An 18,753-nucleotide genomic window follows, 5' to 3' on the forward strand; every position below is an offset into this window, starting at 1 on the left:
GGCAAATTTCTTTCCCATTAGGGTTTCTGGACTCAAACTCAGGGCTAATTAGAATTAGCCGAAAGCCTTCCGGCCCGCAAACCAAGCCGTGAGACGGTGGTTGATCTGCTCTTCCGTCAAATCAGGAAATAACCGGTCTTCCGCAATGAGATCGAACAAGCGCTCCATCGGCTCGCGCCCGTCCGCTTTTTTCGCCTTCGCATCCGTCTTCAACACATCCCATACCTGGAGGACGTAGTCACGCTGGTTCAGATCCTGCTTCAAGAAGAAATGAGCCAAACGCTCTACATCCTCCAGGAATTTCGAGCCGAAGCGCTTCTCCGCCGTTCCGCTTAACAGAGCAATCTCCGCTTCATACATCGGCCGCTGGGTTTTGTCTTCCTTGCCGATCCATGGCGTCTCCAGAATAAGCGGCAAATGGCTCAGCTTCTCGTGATGCACCACGTTATGCATGGCGTCAAACCCGATCCAGCCCGCCCCGACAGGAGCATGGCGGTCTTTTCCAGCGCCCTTCGGATTCTTGCTGTCATTCAAGTGGACTACTCCGATGCGGTCCAATCCGACCACCTGGTCGAAATGCTCCAGCACGCCGTCCAAATTGTTCACAATATCGTAGCCTGCGTCGTGTACGTGGCACGTATCCAAGCAGACAGATAATCGACCGTTATCCTCGACCTTGTCGATAATGGCAGCGATCTCTTCAAAGCTGCGGCCCATTTCCGTCCCTTTGCCGGCCATCGTTTCGAGAGCGATGTTCACGTCCGTGTCCTTCACACCCGCCAGCACTTCATTCAAGCCTTGGGCAATGCGTGCGAGTCCGTACTCGGCATCCTTATCGGTATATGCGCCGGGATGCAGCACAATTTGCTTCACACCCAAATAATCGGTGCGGCGAATTTCCTCCTGCAGGAACCGAACGGCTAGCTCGTACGTGTCATCCTTATACGATCCCAAGTTGATGATATAAGGGGCATGGACGATGATTTCGCCGATCCCGTTCTGCTCCATCAAGGCTTTGCCCTCTTCGATGAATTGGGATTCTATCGGTTTTCTGCGTGTATTCTGAGGTGCTCCGGTATATATCATAAATGTAGAAGAGCCGTACGAAACAGCCTCCTCTGCAGCATTCAGCAGCCCTTTATCTGAAAACGATACGTGAGACCCGATTTTTGGCATCGCAAAATTCATCTCCTTTGTTTTTGACACTCTCTCTATTTTACTAGGATTGATCCAATAAATCTAGGAGTCTATGGAACAGGTACTTTTTCACAGTCAGACTTTTGAAGCACGGCGAACTGAGGTATAATGATAGCGAGGTGAACCTAACGATGAATTCGGCTTTTATGTGGTTTATATTGTTTTGGGTATTCGTATTAATTACTTTCATGTCGATCGGCGGTTACTTCATGTTCCGCAAATTTATGAAAGTGCTGCCCAAAGAGGATGGCAAGTCCAAGCTCGACTGGCAAAATTATTATGTGGAATCGTCCCGTCACATGTGGACGGAGGAATCCAAAGCATTTCTTGATCTGCTTGTCGATCCGGTTCCCGCTCCATTCCGCGATATCGCCCGGCATTCCATCGCCGCTTCCATTGCGCAGGTTGCTTTGGAAAAGCAAGCAAGCAGCATTACGCACGATCACTGCATTGAAGGCTATATTCGTGCCACACCCAAACGCGACTACAGGAGCTTGACCTCCTATCTGGATAAACAGCAAATCGACTACAGCGCATTCAAGCACCTGCTGCAGTAAGTGGGGTTCCGACCCCTATAAGGTCACAGAAGGGCTGCCCCATTCTTCAATCGGGGCAGCCCTTCTTATGCTGTGAAATTGACAGCACAGCATCCATTCCGAAACTGTGCTTGTCGAGGTCAGAGAATCCGTTCACCCGGACGTTCATCCGAGCAACACTTATTTCTTCTTGGTCGTTTGCGGCTCGTTCAAGTCCAGCTTGACCGACAAGGTCGCTGTGACGGACTGCCGCAGCGGATTCGGGTTGCGCTGCTGCGTGCGAAGCCCTACGATTTGAACACCTTCCACAGAAATCGTCTTCGGAAGCTCCTCTTGGCTTAAATAAGCCATTTTCCCATCCAGTATGACCGTCAGGTCCACCTTTTCTATCGATTTCAAATCAATAGTCAAGTAACGCTTTTCTTTCGGCAGCACGGCCGTCTCAATCTCGCCGTTCTTTTGCAAATCTTTGGTGATGACGCCTTGATCATTGAAATAATCCGTTACGTTAACAATCGACTGATTGCTCCAGCCGCCGGAATTGGGGCCAAGCCCGCCCCCGCCATAGCTGGTCTGGTTCGGATTATTGGAGAAGGAGCCGGAGCCCGATCCGCTGCCGCCTCCGGTGGAGCCGCTTCCGCTGCCAGTACCGGAAGACTCCAGCTCAATGGTGGAATAATCGGCCAGCCAATAATTTTTGTACAAATAATTGTAGATACGGTTCAAAATCGTTACCGCTTCCGCACGGGTTACTTTATCGAGCGGACGGAAATACCCACCCTCATCCGAGGTCATAATACCCGACGCCTGCAAGCTTGCCAGAATACTCGCTTGCGCATTGGAGAAGCCGTCCGTCCCAAAGCTGCAGTCACTGGAGCCGGAGCCCATAAACAAGGTCGGCAGCACGTCGTTTGAGGTCATCATAATTATTCCTGTAGGACTATACCTGCCATCGGAACGGCTGGCTTCTTCATACTGTGCCTTGTCCTGGAACAGCTTCACCGGAATATCCTTGAAATTAGATACGACAGAACATACGTCATTCGGGCTCAGCCGGCGGTCGACCAAGCGCGTATCAAAAAACGAATACAATAAATCCGCCAACTGCAGGCGGGTCAGCTGAATATCCGGATGAAACATAAGCCCGCCATTCGCTGACAAGCCGTACACTCCCCAATTGAAGGAATGACTATATAGTTCCGATATTTGTTTGTAAGCCCAGTGCTGGTTGGAAACATCCGCGAAACCGTCTATCTTCTGCAAGCCCGTTGCATACAAATTCGGGCGGTATTTATCGAACAACCGGTAAACCATTGTGGACCATTCCGCCTTGCTGATCGTTTGTCCTGGCCGGAAGGTTCCGTCCGGGTACCCGGTAAGCACCTGATTTTGCGCCATTAGATAGATCGAATTTAATGCCCAGCCGTTTGCTTGTGCAGATACGTCACTGAATTGAACCGCTGCTTTGGCCGGAAGTGCGGGCAGCATTAACCCTAACACCAACAACCATTGCAACCATCGATTTCGAATCTTTCTCATTGCATACCCTCCAATCTCTTATTTATATCGGACGGAAGCAGCCGAATTGTTAATGTGCCGCCACAACAAAAAGACGGCCTGAAGGGGAGGCCACTGAAAAAGTTACGGCTGCATGGACGGATCATTCTTCCGATCGCTTTTGTTCCCGGATTTTCTCAATTCCAACCCGCTGATAGCGGTTAAAATCCCGGGACAAAGGCGAACGCTTACGCTTCTTCAGAACGATTCCGTCCACTCCGCTAATTCTTCAGTGGCTCCCCGAGGGGCCGCCTCTCGCCTCTCTTTTCTCAATTCTACAGCTTTGCGTGTGTTGCAAGCAAACGCCTCAAGCGTTCGGGATAATCCGTAATGATGCCCGTTACGCCTGCCTCTACAGCCTGCTGAAGCTCTGCTTCGGCATTAATCGTGAAAGGATACACTTCCAGCCCGTGCGCTACCGCATCCTGAATATCTTCCGCGTCCAGTAATTTATAATACGGATGCAGCGAATAAACCTCCACGCCCGTCTGCTCAGCCATCAATCGATGCGAGGCAAAGTTCGCGGTATACAAAAGTCCGATGCGAAGCTCAGGCAATGCCTGCTTCAGCTTCACAAGGATTTTATGGTCAAAAGAGGATACGACCACACTGGATAGTCGATCGTACTCTTGCAGCAGCTCGGTAAACCGCTCCAGCAAACGATCGCTGTAAGAGCACTTGACCTCCACATTGATCATGATTGAATTCGGTATGGCAGCGAACACTTCCGCCAACAGCGGCAGAGGCTCTCCTGCAAAGCGCGGATTAAAGCGGGCTCCCGCATCCAGCTGCTTCAGCTGCTCCACGGTCATATGAGCTATAGCGCCTGTCCCGTTCGTTGTGCGTGTTACGGTTTCATCATGGCATACAATCATTTCCCCGTCTGCGGAAAGATGCACGTCCAGCTCAAGCGCATGGGCTCCCTGCTCTACCGCCAGCAGAAAAGACACGAGCGTATTTTCCGGGGCCTCGCCTGCTGCACCGCGATGCCCAATGATCAGCGGTTGGGTTTGCTTCATGATAGTCACAATCCGTTGCCTCCCGTCATATGGTATGTTCCTACTTCATTATCCGAAACATTCCGCTGAGGCACAATACAAACAGCCCCTTTCCAAAGTTAAGTCTTTGTAAAGAGGCTGTCCTATTCTTATCCAACTACCGTAAGGAACACTTTAAAATTAAATCTTAATATCCAGCGACTTACCCAAATAAGGGTGACTGGCTTCTGCAAATCCTTGCAGCAGCGCGTTGACTTGGGATTCTTGGCCATCCATCGTCTTCTTCAGTAGAGATACATTGACGGCTTGCTGTAAACCGACGGATCCGCCGGCAGCAGAAAGTAGGGAGCTCACGCTATCCATGCTACTTTCTCACCTCCTACATTTTTTGTCATTCATGCAGGATTATTATCGGCTTTCCTTCGTTCAAGCGTTAGCCCTTTCTAACGACAAGACCTTTATTGAAGCCTCGGGTCCAAGACTCCCCCGCCGCTTGACATGTTCCCCTTATTTCTTCATCGAGCGAAGCGCTTCGCGGAATTGATCATCCGCCTTTTGCACTGGTGGCACAGGGCTGGGGGTCTCTTCCGGTTCCCCTGAGTTTTCCTCTTTGCGCCCCGTTTCATTTACTGAATGAAATGTTCGGAGTGCCTCGCGGTACTCCAAATCAGTGGTCTTGTCCTTATCCGTCCTCGGCGTACGGACAGCATCCGCAACTAGCGTGCCGTGGCTGCGGGCGTCCTCCACCAGCAGCCTGGCATCATCAGAGGCCTTTTCCTGCACGCTCTCCACGAGGGGAGGAGCGTCTTCTGGCTCGGCCTGTGCCTTCCTGTGCTTGGCATCCATCCTGAGATTATAAATAATCAGGAAAACAAGACCTACAATTGCAATGACGCCAAAAATGATATATTGCATAGCGCTTGCACCCTATTCATTGTTTAATGTGTTTAATTCTTTACCATAGCAAGTGTGACTTCGGCTACCCGATGACCCAGAGCGCGGCCAAGGGCCAGATCGTTGCCGGAAGGCAGATTCGGGGGATCATCCGGTGACGTCTCGACCGGACAGGTTACGCCGACGCCATAGTAAGAGCCGTATAGCGCATTCTCCGGGAGGTTCCCCGGCAGCCCGACGATAATCATCCCCTGATGAAGCATAGGAGTGATCAGACTGATCATTGTTGCTTCCAGTCCTCCGTGAACGGTGGCTGTCGTACAAAACACCGCACCCACTTTATTAATCAGCTTGCCATGCGCCCACAAATAACCGAGCCGGTCAATAAAATGCTTCATCCCGGCGCTAATCGTTCCGAAATGTCCGGGGCAGCCCCAAATGATGGCATCTACATCGGCCAAATCCTCCGGTTTCGCTTCATACACATGACGCAGTGTCACCTCGGCAAATTTGTGGCTGTCGGCTCCTTCATATACAGCCTTGGCCAAAGCCTCCGTATGTCCGTTCTCGCTATCATATACCACATAAATTTTCATGACCTTGTTGTTCCTCCCTTGCATCCACATCCATCGTCTTTTTCAATGTCCCCTTAAGCTTTCTAAAATATGAGGGCATCTCCAAAATGTTTTGGCCCGAATCTCTTTTCCAGTAAACACTGCATAATCCAAATCGCCTTCGGGGAAAATGTTTGCAGACAAAACATCAATCCTTTGGAGGGAATGTTCATGAGCAAGGTGATCCTGGTAAATATTCTCGTCCTGATCCTGATCCTGGGCGGAGCAGGCGCTTCCATTTACTATTACAATCGTTCGATTAACTATGTAACGACGGATAACGCCAAGATTGACGGACAGCCCGTCACAATCGCCGCTACAACCTCTGGACAATTAACCGAATGGTCAGGTCAAGTAGGCAAGCAGTACCGCTCCGGAGATAAGGTCGGCGCGATTCAGCTGCCGTCCACTACTGCAGCGGGAACAACGGCGGCTCCGGCAAAGGTCGAGCTCTCCTTCCCTGTGGATGCCACCATCGTTCAGCAGTCCGTTGTGCCTAACGCTTTCGTGGCGACCGGAACCTCATTGGCCCGTGCTTATGATCTGAGTCACCTATGGGTCACAGCCAATGTGGAGGAAACACGGATTAACGATATCAAGGCGGGTCAAACCGTCGACGTCTATGCGGACGCGTTTCCGGGAACGACCATTACAGGGCATGTGGACAAAGTCGGTCTTGCCACTGCCGCTTCTTTTTCCCTGCTGCCTTCGTCCAACACTACGGCAAACTATACGAAGGTTACGCAAGTCATTCCTGTCACGATTACGCTGGACGGTTATAACGGCTTAGCCCTCGTCCCGGGGATGAACGTTTCGATACGAATTCACATCTAGCTGGGGGGAACAAGCATGGAGAACATATCCATCGGCCGAACGCTTACCGTTCTTATGGCCGGAGCTTTTATATCCATACTGAATCAGACCCTCATCAATGTGGCGATTCCTCATCTGATGTCGGACTTCAACGTATCCGCCACAACCGTCCAATGGCTTTCGACAGCCTATATGCTCGTAAACGGCGTGTTGATCCCTATCTCAGCCTACCTTATCGAGTCCTATGGGACGAGGTCCTTGTTCCTGTTTGCGATGATCTGCTTTACGCTAGGGTCCGCGGTGTGCGGCATTGCCCCCAGCTTTTCGATTATGATGATCGGACGGGTGATTCAAGCCGTAGGCGCCGGATTAATTATGCCGCTGATCACGAACATTTTTCTGGCGGTCTTCCCTCCGGAAAAACGCGGCTCCGCCATGGGCACCATGGGCATTGTCATGATTTTCGCCCCGGCTATCGGCCCTACCTTATCGGGATGGATCGTACAAAACTACACTTGGCGCATTTTGTTCTACATGATGATTCCTCTAGGGGTTCTCGATATACTGCTTGCCATCAAATGGCTGAAAAACGTCACCAAGCTGTCCTATCCGAAGCTGGATACGGCCGGCGCTATCTTCTCGACCATCGGCTTCGGCGCTTTGCTGTACGGCTTCAGCGAAGCCGGGAGTAAAGGCTGGACTAGCCTGGAGGTGATGTCGATGCTCGTGATCGGCATTATCTTTATCGTCATGTTCATAGTACGTGAATTGACCTCTTCCGAGCCGCTGCTGGAATTCCGCGTGTTCAAATATGATGTGTTCACCCTGTCGACTGTCATCGGCTCTTTCACCAATATGGCAATGCTTGGGGCAATGATTCTGCTGCCGATTTACTTGCAAAATATTAAAGGCTTTACGCCCTTGCAGTCCGGTTTGCTCATGCTGCCGGGAGCCTTGCTCATGGGCGTCATGTCGCCTATAGCCGGAGCTTTATTCGACCGGATCGGCGCAAGACCGCTTGCCATTATCGGACTGGCCATTACTGCTTTTACAACATGGGAATTCAGCAAACTGACGATCGACTCGACCTATGCCCATATGATGGTGCTGTATACGGCCCGCATGTTCGGCATGTCCATGCTGATGATGACGGTTCAGACCGCCGGCCTCAATCAACTGCCTCCACATCTCGGCAGCCATGGAACCGCCATGTCCAATACGATGCGGCAAATCGCCGGCTCCATTGGCACGGCGCTGCTCGTCACCGTCATGTCCACCCGGACTACGCTGCATTTGGCCGATTACTCCAACACGATCACGACTCATGATCAAGTGCTGATGGAGAACATCAACCAATACGGACAGCAGCTGGCTGCCGCCACGGGCGCCCCCGCTCCATCCGGGCTTACCTTGGCTGTTCAATCGTTGTACAGCCAGGCCGCTACCCATTCGACCATTAATGGCATTAACGATGCGTTCATCGTCGCCACCTTTATTACTTTAGCCGGCCTTTTCTTCTCCCTGTTTTTGAGAAGGGCGCCGCATGCCTCCGTACCGAAGGTGCAGGAATGAGGTAATTCACGCAAAAAAAGAGCCGCTGCTCTCCAGGATTACCGGAACGATTGACGTTCGCTTTCTGGAGGCAATGGCTCTATTTTTTTTCTTCATAGAGAAAACCTTTATCGGAAGCTTTTCAAGATGAGCGACCGCGTTAAGCGGTTGGTTTTATTGCCATGTGGTAAAATCCGGACCGTACTATCCTGCAGCTGCTTTGCTGCCGACGGCCTTCAGCATTTTGGCTTCCTTCCATTTGCCGAACCGGTAGTATAACAGATTCAGCGTTGCAGCGATCAGGAAGCTGACCGGAAAGCTCCACCAAATCGCATCAAACCCAGACGCATGACTCAAATAGATCGCAAGCGGATTACGGACAACCAGCAGAGCGATGAAGGAGATGACCAGAGGCACGATGACCGCTCCCGATGAACGAACGACCCCTGCCACCACATTAAAAATGCCGAACAAAATAAACGACCACAATGTAATATTGTTGATGTGAATACCGAGCTCGATCGCTCTGCCATCCGTTGGAAGGAAGAGCCCCAGCGCTTCGCGGTCAAACAGATGAATCAACAGCACGAGAAGCCCGGTGAGTCCCACGTTAAAAGCAACCCCGGTCCATGTTATCCGGTGAACACGGCTCCATAGCCCTGCACCGATATTTTGCGCCGCCATTGATGTCACCGCACCGCCGATAGCCATGGCAGGCATTTGAATATAGCTGGAAATTTGGGTCGCTACACCAAACGCAGCCGCCGCTTCCGAGCCGTAGGAATTTACAAGATGAATCAGAAATAAATTGCTCATCGACACAACAACCATATTCAGGCCCATCGGGAGCCCCTTCTGGATCAGAGCGCGGATAATCGTGAAATCGAGGCGCAGCATGTGAACATCCTGCCGTGTAATTCGCAAAAAATACTGTTTGCGGTACAGATACACAAGAAGCAGCACCAGGCTGATCAGCTGCGCAATAAAGGTAGCTACCGCTGAGCCCGCAATCCCGAGCTTTGGAAACGGTCCTATCCCGACGATGAGAAGCGGATTGAGCAGGACATCCAGCGCTGCCGACAGCAGCAAAAAGTAGAACGGGGTCTTCGCATCCCCTGAGCCGCGGAGAACGGCCATGATCAGGTTGAAGCCGAACATAAACGGAATGCCGGCAAACATAATCCGGGTGTAGGAGACAGCCAATGCTTTGGCATCCGGAGGGGTATTCATCCAATCCAGAATAACGGGGGAAAATAGAACGCCGATCAAGCCGACGATCAGAGCGAGAAGAGCGAAGAACACGGTGCTTGTCCCCACAACCTTCTTGGCCTCGTCTACCCGCTTCGCACCCAAATTTTGACCGATAAGAATGACGGCCGCCATAGCGATTCCAAAGATCGCACTGATTAGCAGGAACATGATGATGTTGGCATTCGAGGTCGCAGCCAAGGCCTGCTCTCCCAGAAACTTCCCTACCCAGATCGAGTTAATCGAGCCGTTGAGGGACTGCAGTACGTTGCCCAGCAGGATCGGCAAGGAAAACAAAAATAGCGTTTTGGCGATCGGCCCTTCCGTGAGCAACGGTCGGCCGGCTTTTTTATCAGACGGGTTCATGCACACGCTCCTTCATGCTGATTTTAACCACGCAAAAGCTCAAAACAGCTGCCTTAAAAAACAAAAAAAACCTTACATAACAAGGTCTTCGTACATTAAAAGTATAATGCGGTTGAGAGGACTCGAACCTCCACGAGCGTACGCCCACCACCCCCTCAAGATGGCGTGTCTGCCATTCCACCACAACCGCGCATTAAGGATTACACAAAATAAAACGAGGGATATGAAATTCTCAAATTAAAATGGTGACCCGTAGGGGATTCGAACCCCTGTTACCTCCGTGAAAGGGAGGTGTCTTAACCCCTTGACCAACGGGCCGCATATGGATGCTAAAACATGGCTGCTTTTTAGCGACAAGTGTTATTATATCTGATGCATTGAAGATTGACAAGTCTTTTTTTCGTCTTTTTTCGCAGTTCATTTAGACCATTCTTCTATGTTATGCTGTTTGCATCATTTACCATTCTTACCGAAGCGAGGTGAACCCGCCCATGCTCATTCATAATCTGCAGGACGGTCATGTTACTGAGCAAGAGACCATCCGCAAGCCTCTGGAGCAAGAGGTCGGTTGGGTGCATTTACTGAAGCCCGAGCCGGCCGAAGTGATGCGAGTCGTAGGCGAGGTGTTCCATTGCCACCCCTTGGTGGTGGAGGATTGCACGAAGCTGAATCAACGGCCCAAGCTGGATCGATACAAAGACCATATTTATATCAGCTTTTACGCTGTTGTCGGACCGACCTTAACCCCGATTGAAATGGGGATCATTGTTGGAGCGAATTACGTCATCACGGTAAGCAAGAAGCATCTTCCGTTTATGGAGAATTTGAAGGAAGAGCTGTTGAACGTCCAAGACCGGATGGGGCATCCGGGTATTATTTTGCACCGCCTGCTGGACCGTTGTGTTGATGAATATACAGCCTTTACGAATCAGCTGGAGGACCGGGTGGACAAGATGGAGCGAAGCATCTACCGCAACCCTTATATTCATGTGTCCCGCGAAATTTTCCAGCTCAAAAGGTCCCTGCATACGCTGCGCCGGATCATTGTCGACGAAAAAACGATTATCGGCACGATCAGCCACCAAAATTTCCCTTATACACGCAATGAGTTCGATGTGTATTTCATCGATATTTACGATCATATCTCCCGGGTTGTCGATTCGCTTGATATGTACCGTGAATCACTTAGCGGGCTGCTGGAGTTGCAGATGGGCATGAAGTCCGACCGGATGAATACGATTATGAAGACGCTGACGATTATCAGCTGCATCTTTTTACCGCTCACGTTTATCGTCGGCTTGTACGGGATGAATTTCAAAAATATGCCTGAGCTGAACTGGGAATTTGGCTATGCCTACGTATGGATCCTACTGATTACCGTCGGAATCGGCATGTGGCTTATTTTTAAATGGAAAAAATGGATCTGATCCTCCCCAAGCCAAGCTGCTTCTTGCTTTCCCGCTATGCGGGGGCGCCTTGGTTTCTTCGCTTCCACTGCTCGTGCCATGCAACAATGTGCGGCTCCGGTGCTTCGTTCAATTCCGAGGACAGCAGGGATGCCAACGATTTGAACTGTTCCTCCACACCGGGGCGGTTGCCCATCGCATCGTACATTTGCATCAACTGATAATAACTGTGCCCTACGTAAGGCTGCCACGCTTGTATTTTGTGGTACAACGAGATCGCTTCCGAGGTTTCCCCCGCTGCAAAGCAATAGTCGGCCAACGCTGTGGCATGGTTAAGCCAGAGCATTTTCAATCGCTGCCGCTCGCTTTCCGCCCACCAATAATCGCATTCCTGCAAGTAATCGCCCCGATACAAATCCATGAGAGCTTTATGTGCGGCTAGGTTCTCCTCTCCTATGGCTTGAGCGTCAACCACTCCCTTCTCCCATTCCTCCGAATCCACAATGACACCGGTTGTTTCCAGTCGATATCCCTCGTCTCCATTGCATACCCGCATATAATCCTTCAAGGATGCCAAGGTTTTGCGCACCTGATATACCGATGTGTACAAATGGGTCGATGCCTTCATGTAGTCCAGCTCAGGCCAAAGCAGCTCAATCAAGGTATCCTTATGCACCGGCTGGTTCCGATGATGAAACAAATAGGCAAACAGTTCCTGCGTCTTCGTCGTCCGCCAGCGGATGAATAGGGTCTCTTGGCCGGACAGCTCGAACTGCAAATTTCTGAGCAGCCGGATCATCAGGCTTGGTGCCTCCCCCTCAGCTGGTAAAGTGTCCTCACGAGAAGCCGGGGGAGCAGGCTTTTGCAGCCGCTTTAACGTCTTTAACAAGCGCTCCCTCCGGACAGGCTTAAGTAAATAATCTACAGCCTGAAGCTCAAAGGCTTGCACCGCAAAGTCGTTGTAGGCCGTAACGAAGACAATATGCAAATCCGGCAGCGATTGAAGCAAACGTTCAGCAACCTGGATTCCGCCTAGCTCCGGCATATCCATATCGAGAAACACCACGTCCGGACACGCCTGAATAACGGCCTCTATGCCGCGCAGCGGGTTCACAAATTTGCCTGCAACCTCAACCTCTCCGGTATCTGCCAGCATTCTGCCCAAGCTATCTAACGCAAGCTGCTCGTCATCTATTAATATAGCTTTCAAATTTGCTTCCCCCCATTCCCGGCTAGCCGACCGGCATCTTAGGCATCCTGATTTCCACGGTTGCGCCCTCTCCAGCCTTCTGCAGGATCAGCATCCCGCTGCCGAACATTTGCTTCAGTCTACGATTAATATTTTTCAAACCGACTCCCTCAATATCACAGGATAACAGGGAAGTCCACTGCTCTTGGGTCAACCCCGCTCCGTTATCCCAAACTTGTACGATCACATCATAAGGCTCCACTTGTATTCGGATTCCGATTTCCCCGCCCTCGATCCGTTTCAATATGCCTTGCCGGATGGAGGTCTCTACGATCGGCTGGAGTGTTAACGGCGGAATCCGATAGGGCAAATATTCAGGCACATCATAATGTACCTTTAACCGGTCACCGAACCGGGTCTTCTCGATATGAAGATAGGAGCGTACCAGCTGCAATTCTCTTTGCATCGAGGTCAACGGCTCCAGATTATTGAAGGAAAAGCTTTCACGCAGATAGCTTCCGAATTCCGCAACCAGCTCTTTCATCCGCTCCAGATCCGATTCGCTTAAAGAAGCGATGGAATTCAGCGTATTAAACAAAAAGTGCGGTTTAAGCTGCGCCTGTAAAAATGCCAGCTCCGTATGAATCCGCTTGACCACCGATTGTTTCATATGCAGCAGCGTGCGGACTCGTGCCTGAAGCTCTGATGAATGAAACGGCTTCGCCAAAAAATCGTTAGCTCCGGCCGAAAAAGCCGCAACTGCATCCTCGTTCCTCCCGGAAGCCGTTAGCATCAGCACCGGAAGCTCGAATAAGGAGTGAAGCTCCCTTAAGCGGCGGCATATTTCCAGTCCCGAAATGTCCGGCAGCATGAAGTCCAGTATGACCAAATCCCACTTCCATGCTTTGCGCAGCTCACGAAGGGCCGATTGTCCATTCAAAACCGTGGTGGTCCCTGCCCATTCCGGATCCAAAAGATTTTGGATCCTAAGCGGCTTGACTGGCTCATCCTCAACAATGAGGATATGGGTTCGGTCATTAAAATTCCAATACATGGTTAACGGCCTCGTGCACTCGTTCAGGCTGGAAGGGCTTCACGACAAAATCCAGAGCCCCCGCTCGAATGGCTTCGATAATAAGCATCTTTTGACCCATAGCGGAGCACATAATGATCTTAGCTGCGGCATCGATCGCCCGAATATGCTTGACCGCATCGATGCCTTCCATTTCGGGCATGGTAATGTCCATGGTCACCAGATCCGGCCGGTACGCCGCATATTTATCTATGGCCTCCAAGCCATTCGTCGCTTCGCATACAATCGTATGGCCGGCGTCTTCCAATATCGTTCTCAACATCGACCGCATGAAGGCGGCATCGTCGACAATCATAATTTTAGCCAAATCTTACACCACCTTGGGAATCGGATCAATATCTATTTATCCAGTTTCCCCAAAGCGACTGAACAGTTTCTGAACAGCTCTCCCTGCGGCCCAATTGGAAAGCAGGCTTCGTTACGAAAACTTATGCTTAGCTAATAAAAAATACCGTCTGCATCCAGGGCAGAACGGCATAGTGGAAAAAGCAAAAAAACCGCCTTTCGGCGGTTTCTTGTCATCTACGGAGAGAGAGGGATTCGAACCCTCGCACCACTTACGCAGTCTAACCCCTTAGCAGAGGGTCCCCTTATAGCCACTTGGGTATCTCTCCAAAAAGTAATGGCTCCCCGAACAGGACTCGAACCTGTGACAACTCGATTAACAGTCGAGTGCTCTACCAACTGAGCTATCAGGGAAAGACAATTTTTAATTTATCATGAATTTTGCTGTAAGTCAAGCGTCAGCAGCTTCAATTTGCCCCTGCATTGGCCGCAGGCATATTTTTTCGGATCCAGCTTTCTCTTACGCAAATACTCGGTCTTACAGCTCGTGCATACCAGCTTGTAGCGGTAAGGCTCCCTGCGTTTGGCATTCGGCAGCGACTTGCAAAACCGGGTGCCTCCAACCTGCTGCAGCAGCCGTTTGAAATCCTCATCCCGGTGCTGATATCCCCGTTTCATCAGATGCAGATGGTAGTGGCACAGCTCATGCTTAATAATTTTCTCTACATCCTCGGCCCCAAATTGCTCGTACTGCTGCCAGCTGATCTCGATATCGTGCGACTTCGTAAAATATCTGCCGCCTGTCGAAGTCAGCCTGCGATTAAACGTAGCTTTATGCAGAAAAGGACGCCCGAACGAAGTCAACGAAATACGCTCCACCCATTGCTGCAGCTGCTTGTCCTCCATGGTTCCCCTCCCGCGCCCTATCACTTTTAGATTCTCACTTGAATTGTAACCGCATCATAGGCTACACTGTCAAGTAGATATGATCCACATCGGATGTTGTCAGGTTCAAACTGAAGGTTCCTTATTTGTATCACAAGCTCGAGAGGAGTTTATCGTCCCATGTCCAAAATGAGATACGCCGTTCTACAGCTGAACGATCAGATTGAATTCGTCGAGCTGCCGGCTTCCCACGCCTACCAATTATCGGCTCTGAATCTACGCTTGCATAAAGAATTGGAAAAATTGACGGCCGCTAACGTGCCTTCGCTTCCGCGAATCATCGCAGAATGCGACAACCTGGATATCGTCCATCCGTCCTACAAGCTGCACCACGGCCTGGAGTATATTAATCAATTGGAGTGTGCCTTCGCTTCTATTAATGAACAAGCTTATCCTCTGGTGTCGCTGTTGACCGAAATCCGCGCCCTCCAAGCCCAGCTGGAGCAGTGGTACGAGGATGAAGAGGATCTGGTTCCGTAGGACCTGCACCCAACAGCCCACCCCGCCATATGCTGTATTATTAGCTGGGCGGGAAGGAGCTGATTCGCTTGCCACAATGGCTTTGCAATCAACTGATGCGGGCATTTTACAACAAGAACCACCGACAAATTCGTTTGCTCAACGATTGCTGGTTTTTCTATCGTACACGAAGAAACGATGCGGAGGAATCCTCATCCTCACAACTCTAAACATAGCTTGAGGCGAAGCCGGTTCGGTCGGACTGGATAGACTGCTTCGTCGGACTTATGCCTTAACATCCAAAAGAGAGCCTGGCTCTGAACGGGAAGCCTTCCCTCAGAGCCAGGCTCTCTTTTTACAATTGGCCTTGTGGTGCCCGGTTGTCCAGGTGCATCTAGCAAGAACAAGACTTATCTCTTCACTAGAGAAACATCACCGTGTAAGGCAACTCCCGTGTGCAATTCTGCTCTACTGCAGTTGAGCAAAAGGCTTGCCTGGATTAGAGCATGCACAGCCCGCTCTCCAAAGCACTTCTCTCCGACCCTGCACACAATAACCAGCCGTTAGGAAGGCTTTTTCATCGTCAGGCTGACGCGGCCCTTCTTCAAATCCACGCTAAGCACCCAGACGGTCACTGTATCGCCTACCGCTACAACATCCTTCGGATGCTTCACGAACGTGTCGCTCAGCTGCGAGATGTGAACCAGCCCGTCGTTCTTGATCCCGATATCGACGAACGCGCCGAAGTCGATAACATTGCGCACCGTCCCCTGCAGCTCCATCCCCGCCGTCAAATCTTCGATTTGGAGCACGTCGGTGCGGAAAATCGGCGCCGGCAGCTCGTCCCGCGGGTCGCGTCCCGGGCGCTGCAGGCTGTCCAGGATGTCGCGCAGCGTCGGCACGCCCACGCCCAGCTTGGTCGCGAGCTCCGCCGGCTCCACCTGCTGCAGCTGCTCCTTCAGCTGCTGGCTGCCGAGCTGCGATAGCTCAAGCTTCAGCTCGCGGAACAGCTTGTCCACCACGTCGTATGACTCCGGGTGGATCGGCGTGTTGTCGAGCGGGTTTTTACCTTCGCTGATGCGAAGGAAGCCGGCACACTGCTCGAACGCCTTGGCGCCCAAACGCGGCACCTTTTGCAGCTGCGCCCGGTTTACGAACTTCCCGTTCTCCTCGCGGAACTTCACGATGTTCTTCGCCAGCGTGCTGTTAATGCCGGAGACGTACGATAACAACGACGGAGACGCCGTGTTCACGTCGACGCCGACGTGGTTGACCGCCGACTCGACGACGAACGTCAGGCTCTCGTCGAGCCTTTTTTGCGTCACATCGTGCTGGTACTGCCCGACACCGATCGCCTTAGGCTCAATTTTCACCAGCTCGGCCAAAGGATCCTGCAGCCGCCGTGCGATCGAAATGGCGCTGCGCTCCGCTACGTCCAGGTCCGGGAACTCCGTCTGCGCCAGCTTCGACGCGGAGTACACGCTCGCTCCGGCTTCGTTAACGATCAAATACTGGAGCTTGCGCTCCTTGATCTCCCCGATCAGCTCCGCTACGAACTGCTCCGTCTCTCTAGAGGCCGTTCCGTTCCCGATGACGATTAATTCGACTCCGTACGATTCGATCAGCTTGCGGAACTTCGCCTTCGCTTCCGCCACTTTGTTGTTCGGCGGTGTTGGATATGTGACGGCGATCTCGAGCATTTTGCCCGTATCGTCCACGACAGCCAGCTTACAGCCTGTCCGGTAAGCCGGGTCCACGCCGAGTACAACCTTGCCCTTCACCGGCGCCTGCAGCAGCAGATTGCGGAGATTTTCGGCGAACACCTCGATCGCCTTCTCCTCGGCCTTTTGCGTCATTTCATTGCGAACCTCACGTTCAATGGAAGGGGCCAGCAGCCTTTTATAAGCATCCTCAATTACCGCGGCCAGTGTGTCCTTGGCAGGTGACGGTCCTTTTATGATCTGACGGCCGATATAGTCATGAATCCGGTCCGTCTGTACTTCCAGCAGCACCTTCAGCACATCCTCGCGCTCCCCGCGGTTGATGGCAAGGATCCGATGCGGAGGCAGCTTGCGAACCGGCTCCTGGTAGCTGTAGTACATTTCATACACCGACTCGAGCTCGGCGTTTTTCGCTTCCGTCCGAAGAAGGCCCTGATCATATGTATATCTGCGTACCCACGTCCGTATTTTGGCATCGTCCGCAATATTTTCCGCAATGATGTCCATCGCGCCCTGCACGGCCTCTTCAGCTGTCGCAACGCCCTTGTCCTCGCTCACGTACTTACCGGCTTCAGCCAGCAAATTGCCTTGACGAGGCTGTGACAAGATCCATTCAGCCAACGGCTCGAGTCCTTTTTCCTTGGCGACGCTGGCGCGCGTTTTACGCTTTTGGCGGTAAGGGCGGTACAAGTCCTCAACCTCCTGCAGCTTGACCGACTGCTCGATGGCCGTCTTCAGCTCACCGGTCAGCTTTCCCTGCTCGTCGATGAGACGAATCACCTCCAGCTTCCGGGACTCCAGGTTGCGCAGGTACGTCAGCCGTTCCTCAATATCGCGCAGCTGGTTCTCGTCCAGCTCTCCGGTCATTTCCTTCCGGTAACGCGCAATAAAAGGAATCGTGTTGCCCTCGTCCAACAGTCCCACGGTCGTTTTGACCTTGCCTGCGGGCAGCTGAAGCTCTGTGGCGATCTGCTTTTGAATACGCTCCTGGATCACCGTCTTCATTTCCTCCGAGAGCTCTACACTTTTCTTCGTTTCCTCCAGCTGCAGCACTTCTTCCTTCGACATCGACATCGTCCTCATCAGCCTCCTCCGTCAATTTCCCCTGCAAAATAAAAAAGCAAGGAACCCGTTACGCGGCCCCTCGCTTCAATCCATAAAATGCATTAAAACTCAATCAGTCCCACGCTAATTTGCAATGCATCGTCTACCTTGCGCATCGTCTCTTCATCGAGATGAGTAATTTTGTCTGTGAGACGTTGTTTATCAATCGTGCGTATTTGCTCCAGCAGGATGACCGAGTCCCGGTCAAACCCATGCGCCTCTGCGTCAATCTCCACATGTGTAGGCAGCTTGGCCTTCTGGATCTGTGCTGTAATCGCCGCCACGATGACCGTAGGACTGAAGCGATTGCCGATATCATTCTGAATGATCAGAACAGGCCGTATCCCGCCCTGCTCCGAACCGACGACCGGTGAAAGATCTGCAAAAAACACATCGCCACGTTTGACAATCAATAGTTACACCCCGCTTACTAAACGGTCCAGAGTGTTATCCGCTTCTTCCTCCGCCTGAAAAGCCTCCGAGGCCATGTTTAAGTTAATTTTTGCCATCTCCATATATCCGCGCTGCATGGATTCTCTCAGGTGACGTTTCTTCCGTTCCACCAAATACAGCTTCATCGCTTGACGAATAAATTCGCTGCGATTGGAGTTTTCCTTCTCAACGATACCGTCCACCTCCTGTAAAAGATAATCCGGTAGGCTGATCATGATCCGTTTCGTGTTCTGCGCATTGGACACCAAGCATGCACCCCCAAAAACATACAAACAATATTACCATTATGGCGAACATACAGCAAATTTATACAAGATGAGTATA

20 protein-coding genes and 4 tRNA genes are annotated in these 18,753 nt (G+C 51.5%); 6 read left to right on the forward strand and 18 right to left on the reverse strand.

Annotated features, from left to right (window positions below; all coding sequences use genetic code 11):
• Nucleotides 1-54: 54 nt before the first annotated feature.
• Entirely contained in the window at nt 55-1,176 is a 1,122-nt protein-coding gene (locus CF651_RS00540) for a deoxyribonuclease IV (RefSeq protein WP_094012885.1), read from the reverse strand.
• Between the two features lie 152 nt (nt 1,177-1,328).
• On the opposite strand from CF651_RS00540, the gene CF651_RS00545 reads away from it, so the two are divergent.
• Nucleotides 1,329-1,754 (forward strand): DUF2621 domain-containing protein, encoded by a 426-nt coding sequence (locus CF651_RS00545; RefSeq protein WP_179232632.1) that lies wholly within the window; start codon nt 1,329-1,331, stop codon nt 1,752-1,754.
• Nucleotides 1,755-1,913: 159 nt separating this feature from the next.
• Here the strand turns inward: CF651_RS00545 and CF651_RS00550 are convergent, their stop codons facing one another.
• The 5 genes from CF651_RS00550 to CF651_RS00570 all read right to left on the reverse strand — a co-directional run bounded on the left by CF651_RS00550 (nt 1,914) and on the right by CF651_RS00570 (nt 5,778).
• Entirely contained in the window at nt 1,914-3,272 is a 1,359-nt protein-coding gene (locus CF651_RS00550) for an S-layer homology domain-containing protein (RefSeq protein ID WP_094012886.1), read from the reverse strand.
• Nucleotides 3,273-3,565: 293 nt separating this feature from the next.
• Complete coding sequence (locus CF651_RS00555) at nt 3,566-4,309, reverse strand: glycerophosphodiester phosphodiesterase (protein ID WP_094012921.1); 744 nt, start codon at nt 4,307-4,309, stop codon at nt 3,566-3,568.
• Nucleotides 4,310-4,468: 159 nt separating this feature from the next.
• The gene (locus CF651_RS00560) at nt 4,469-4,651 is read right to left on the reverse strand and encodes a YjfB family protein (protein WP_094012887.1); all 183 of its coding nucleotides are present in this window, start codon (nt 4,649-4,651) and stop codon (nt 4,469-4,471) included.
• Between the two features lie 144 nt (nt 4,652-4,795).
• Nucleotides 4,796-5,203, reverse strand: a complete 408-nt coding sequence (locus tag CF651_RS00565; protein WP_094012888.1) for a hypothetical protein — start codon at nt 5,201-5,203, stop codon at nt 4,796-4,798.
• 32 nt (nt 5,204-5,235) lie between these two features.
• A complete protein-coding gene (locus CF651_RS00570; protein WP_094012889.1) occupies nt 5,236-5,778 on the reverse strand; it encodes an NAD(P)H-dependent oxidoreductase in 543 nt (180 codons plus the stop codon).
• 183 nt (nt 5,779-5,961) lie between these two features.
• Between CF651_RS00570 and CF651_RS00575 the strand changes: the two genes are divergently transcribed.
• Both CF651_RS00575 and CF651_RS00580 read left to right on the forward strand, forming a co-directional pair.
• Entirely contained in the window at nt 5,962-6,630 is a 669-nt protein-coding gene (locus CF651_RS00575; RefSeq protein WP_425436169.1) for an HlyD family secretion protein, read from the forward strand.
• A gap of 15 nt (nt 6,631-6,645) precedes the next feature.
• The gene (locus CF651_RS00580) at nt 6,646-8,181 is read left to right on the forward strand and encodes a DHA2 family efflux MFS transporter permease subunit (RefSeq protein WP_094012891.1); all 1,536 of its coding nucleotides are present in this window, start codon (nt 6,646-6,648) and stop codon (nt 8,179-8,181) included.
• 183 nt (nt 8,182-8,364) lie between these two features.
• On the opposite strand, the gene CF651_RS00585 is transcribed toward CF651_RS00580, so the two are convergent.
• The 3 genes from CF651_RS00585 to CF651_RS00595 all read right to left on the reverse strand — a co-directional run bounded on the left by CF651_RS00585 (nt 8,365) and on the right by CF651_RS00595 (nt 10,092).
• Nucleotides 8,365-9,774 carry an MATE family efflux transporter gene (locus CF651_RS00585; protein ID WP_094012892.1) on the reverse strand — a complete coding sequence of 470 codons (1,410 nt, stop codon included), beginning with the start codon at nt 9,772-9,774 and terminating at the stop codon, nt 8,365-8,367.
• Nucleotides 9,775-9,881: 107 nt separating this feature from the next.
• Nucleotides 9,882-9,964 (reverse strand) — tRNA-Leu (locus CF651_RS00590).
• Nucleotides 9,965-10,017: 53 nt separating this feature from the next.
• Nucleotides 10,018-10,092, reverse strand: a tRNA-Glu gene (locus tag CF651_RS00595).
• Between the two features lie 173 nt (nt 10,093-10,265).
• Here CF651_RS00595 and corA point away from each other — a divergent pair.
• Nucleotides 10,266-11,201 carry a magnesium/cobalt transporter CorA gene (corA, locus tag CF651_RS00600; protein WP_094012893.1) on the forward strand — a complete coding sequence of 312 codons (936 nt, stop codon included), beginning with the start codon at nt 10,266-10,268 and terminating at the stop codon, nt 11,199-11,201.
• 34 nt (nt 11,202-11,235) lie between these two features.
• Here corA and CF651_RS00605 read toward each other — a convergent pair whose 3' ends face one another.
• The 6 genes from CF651_RS00605 to CF651_RS00630 form a co-directional block, all read right to left on the reverse strand.
• Nucleotides 11,236-12,390: a response regulator gene (locus CF651_RS00605; RefSeq protein WP_245855574.1), complete on the reverse strand. Its 1,155-nt coding sequence runs from the start codon at nt 12,388-12,390 to the stop codon at nt 11,236-11,238.
• Nucleotides 12,391-12,412: 22 nt separating this feature from the next.
• A complete protein-coding gene (locus CF651_RS00610; protein ID WP_094012894.1) occupies nt 12,413-13,423 on the reverse strand; it encodes a response regulator in 1,011 nt (336 codons plus the stop codon).
• Entirely contained in the window at nt 13,407-13,769 is a 363-nt protein-coding gene (locus tag CF651_RS00615; RefSeq protein ID WP_094012895.1) for a response regulator, read from the reverse strand. The genes CF651_RS00610 and CF651_RS00615 overlap by 17 nt, the downstream gene beginning before the upstream one ends.
• Before the next feature lie 218 nt (nt 13,770-13,987).
• Nucleotides 13,988-14,076 (reverse strand) — tRNA-Ser (locus tag CF651_RS00620).
• A 9-nt stretch (nt 14,077-14,085) separates the two neighbouring features.
• Nucleotides 14,086-14,161: transfer RNA gene (locus tag CF651_RS00625), tRNA-Asn, on the reverse strand.
• An 18-nt stretch (nt 14,162-14,179) separates the two neighbouring features.
• Nucleotides 14,180-14,653: a SprT family protein gene (locus tag CF651_RS00630; RefSeq protein ID WP_094012896.1), complete on the reverse strand. Its 474-nt coding sequence runs from the start codon at nt 14,651-14,653 to the stop codon at nt 14,180-14,182.
• A gap of 159 nt (nt 14,654-14,812) precedes the next feature.
• Between CF651_RS00630 and CF651_RS00635 the strand changes: the two genes are divergently transcribed.
• Nucleotides 14,813-15,172, forward strand: coding sequence for a hydrolase/acyltransferase (locus tag CF651_RS00635; RefSeq protein ID WP_094012897.1), 360 nt, complete (start codon nt 14,813-14,815; stop codon nt 15,170-15,172).
• A gap of 68 nt (nt 15,173-15,240) precedes the next feature.
• Nucleotides 15,241-15,381, forward strand: coding sequence for a cortex morphogenetic protein CmpA (cmpA, locus tag CF651_RS00640; RefSeq protein WP_094012898.1), 141 nt, complete (start codon nt 15,241-15,243; stop codon nt 15,379-15,381).
• Nucleotides 15,382-15,714: 333 nt separating this feature from the next.
• On the opposite strand, the gene CF651_RS00645 is transcribed toward cmpA, so the two are convergent.
• From CF651_RS00645 to CF651_RS00655, 3 genes are all read right to left on the reverse strand, one after another.
• Nucleotides 15,715-17,877, reverse strand: coding sequence for a Tex family protein (locus CF651_RS00645; RefSeq protein WP_245855576.1), 2,163 nt, complete (start codon nt 17,875-17,877; stop codon nt 15,715-15,717).
• A 161-nt stretch (nt 17,878-18,038) separates the two neighbouring features.
• Nucleotides 18,039-18,389, reverse strand: coding sequence for a type II toxin-antitoxin system PemK/MazF family toxin (locus CF651_RS00650; protein ID WP_014649298.1), 351 nt, complete (start codon nt 18,387-18,389; stop codon nt 18,039-18,041).
• Nucleotides 18,390-18,392: 3 nt separating this feature from the next.
• Nucleotides 18,393-18,674 carry a CopG family ribbon-helix-helix protein gene (locus CF651_RS00655; RefSeq protein ID WP_094012924.1) on the reverse strand — a complete coding sequence of 94 codons (282 nt, stop codon included), beginning with the start codon at nt 18,672-18,674 and terminating at the stop codon, nt 18,393-18,395.
• Nucleotides 18,675-18,753: the final 79 nt, after the last annotated feature.

The organism is Paenibacillus rigui (assembly GCF_002234615.1).
GTDB lineage: Bacteria > Bacillota > Bacilli > Paenibacillales > NBRC-103111 > Paenibacillus_S > Paenibacillus_S rigui.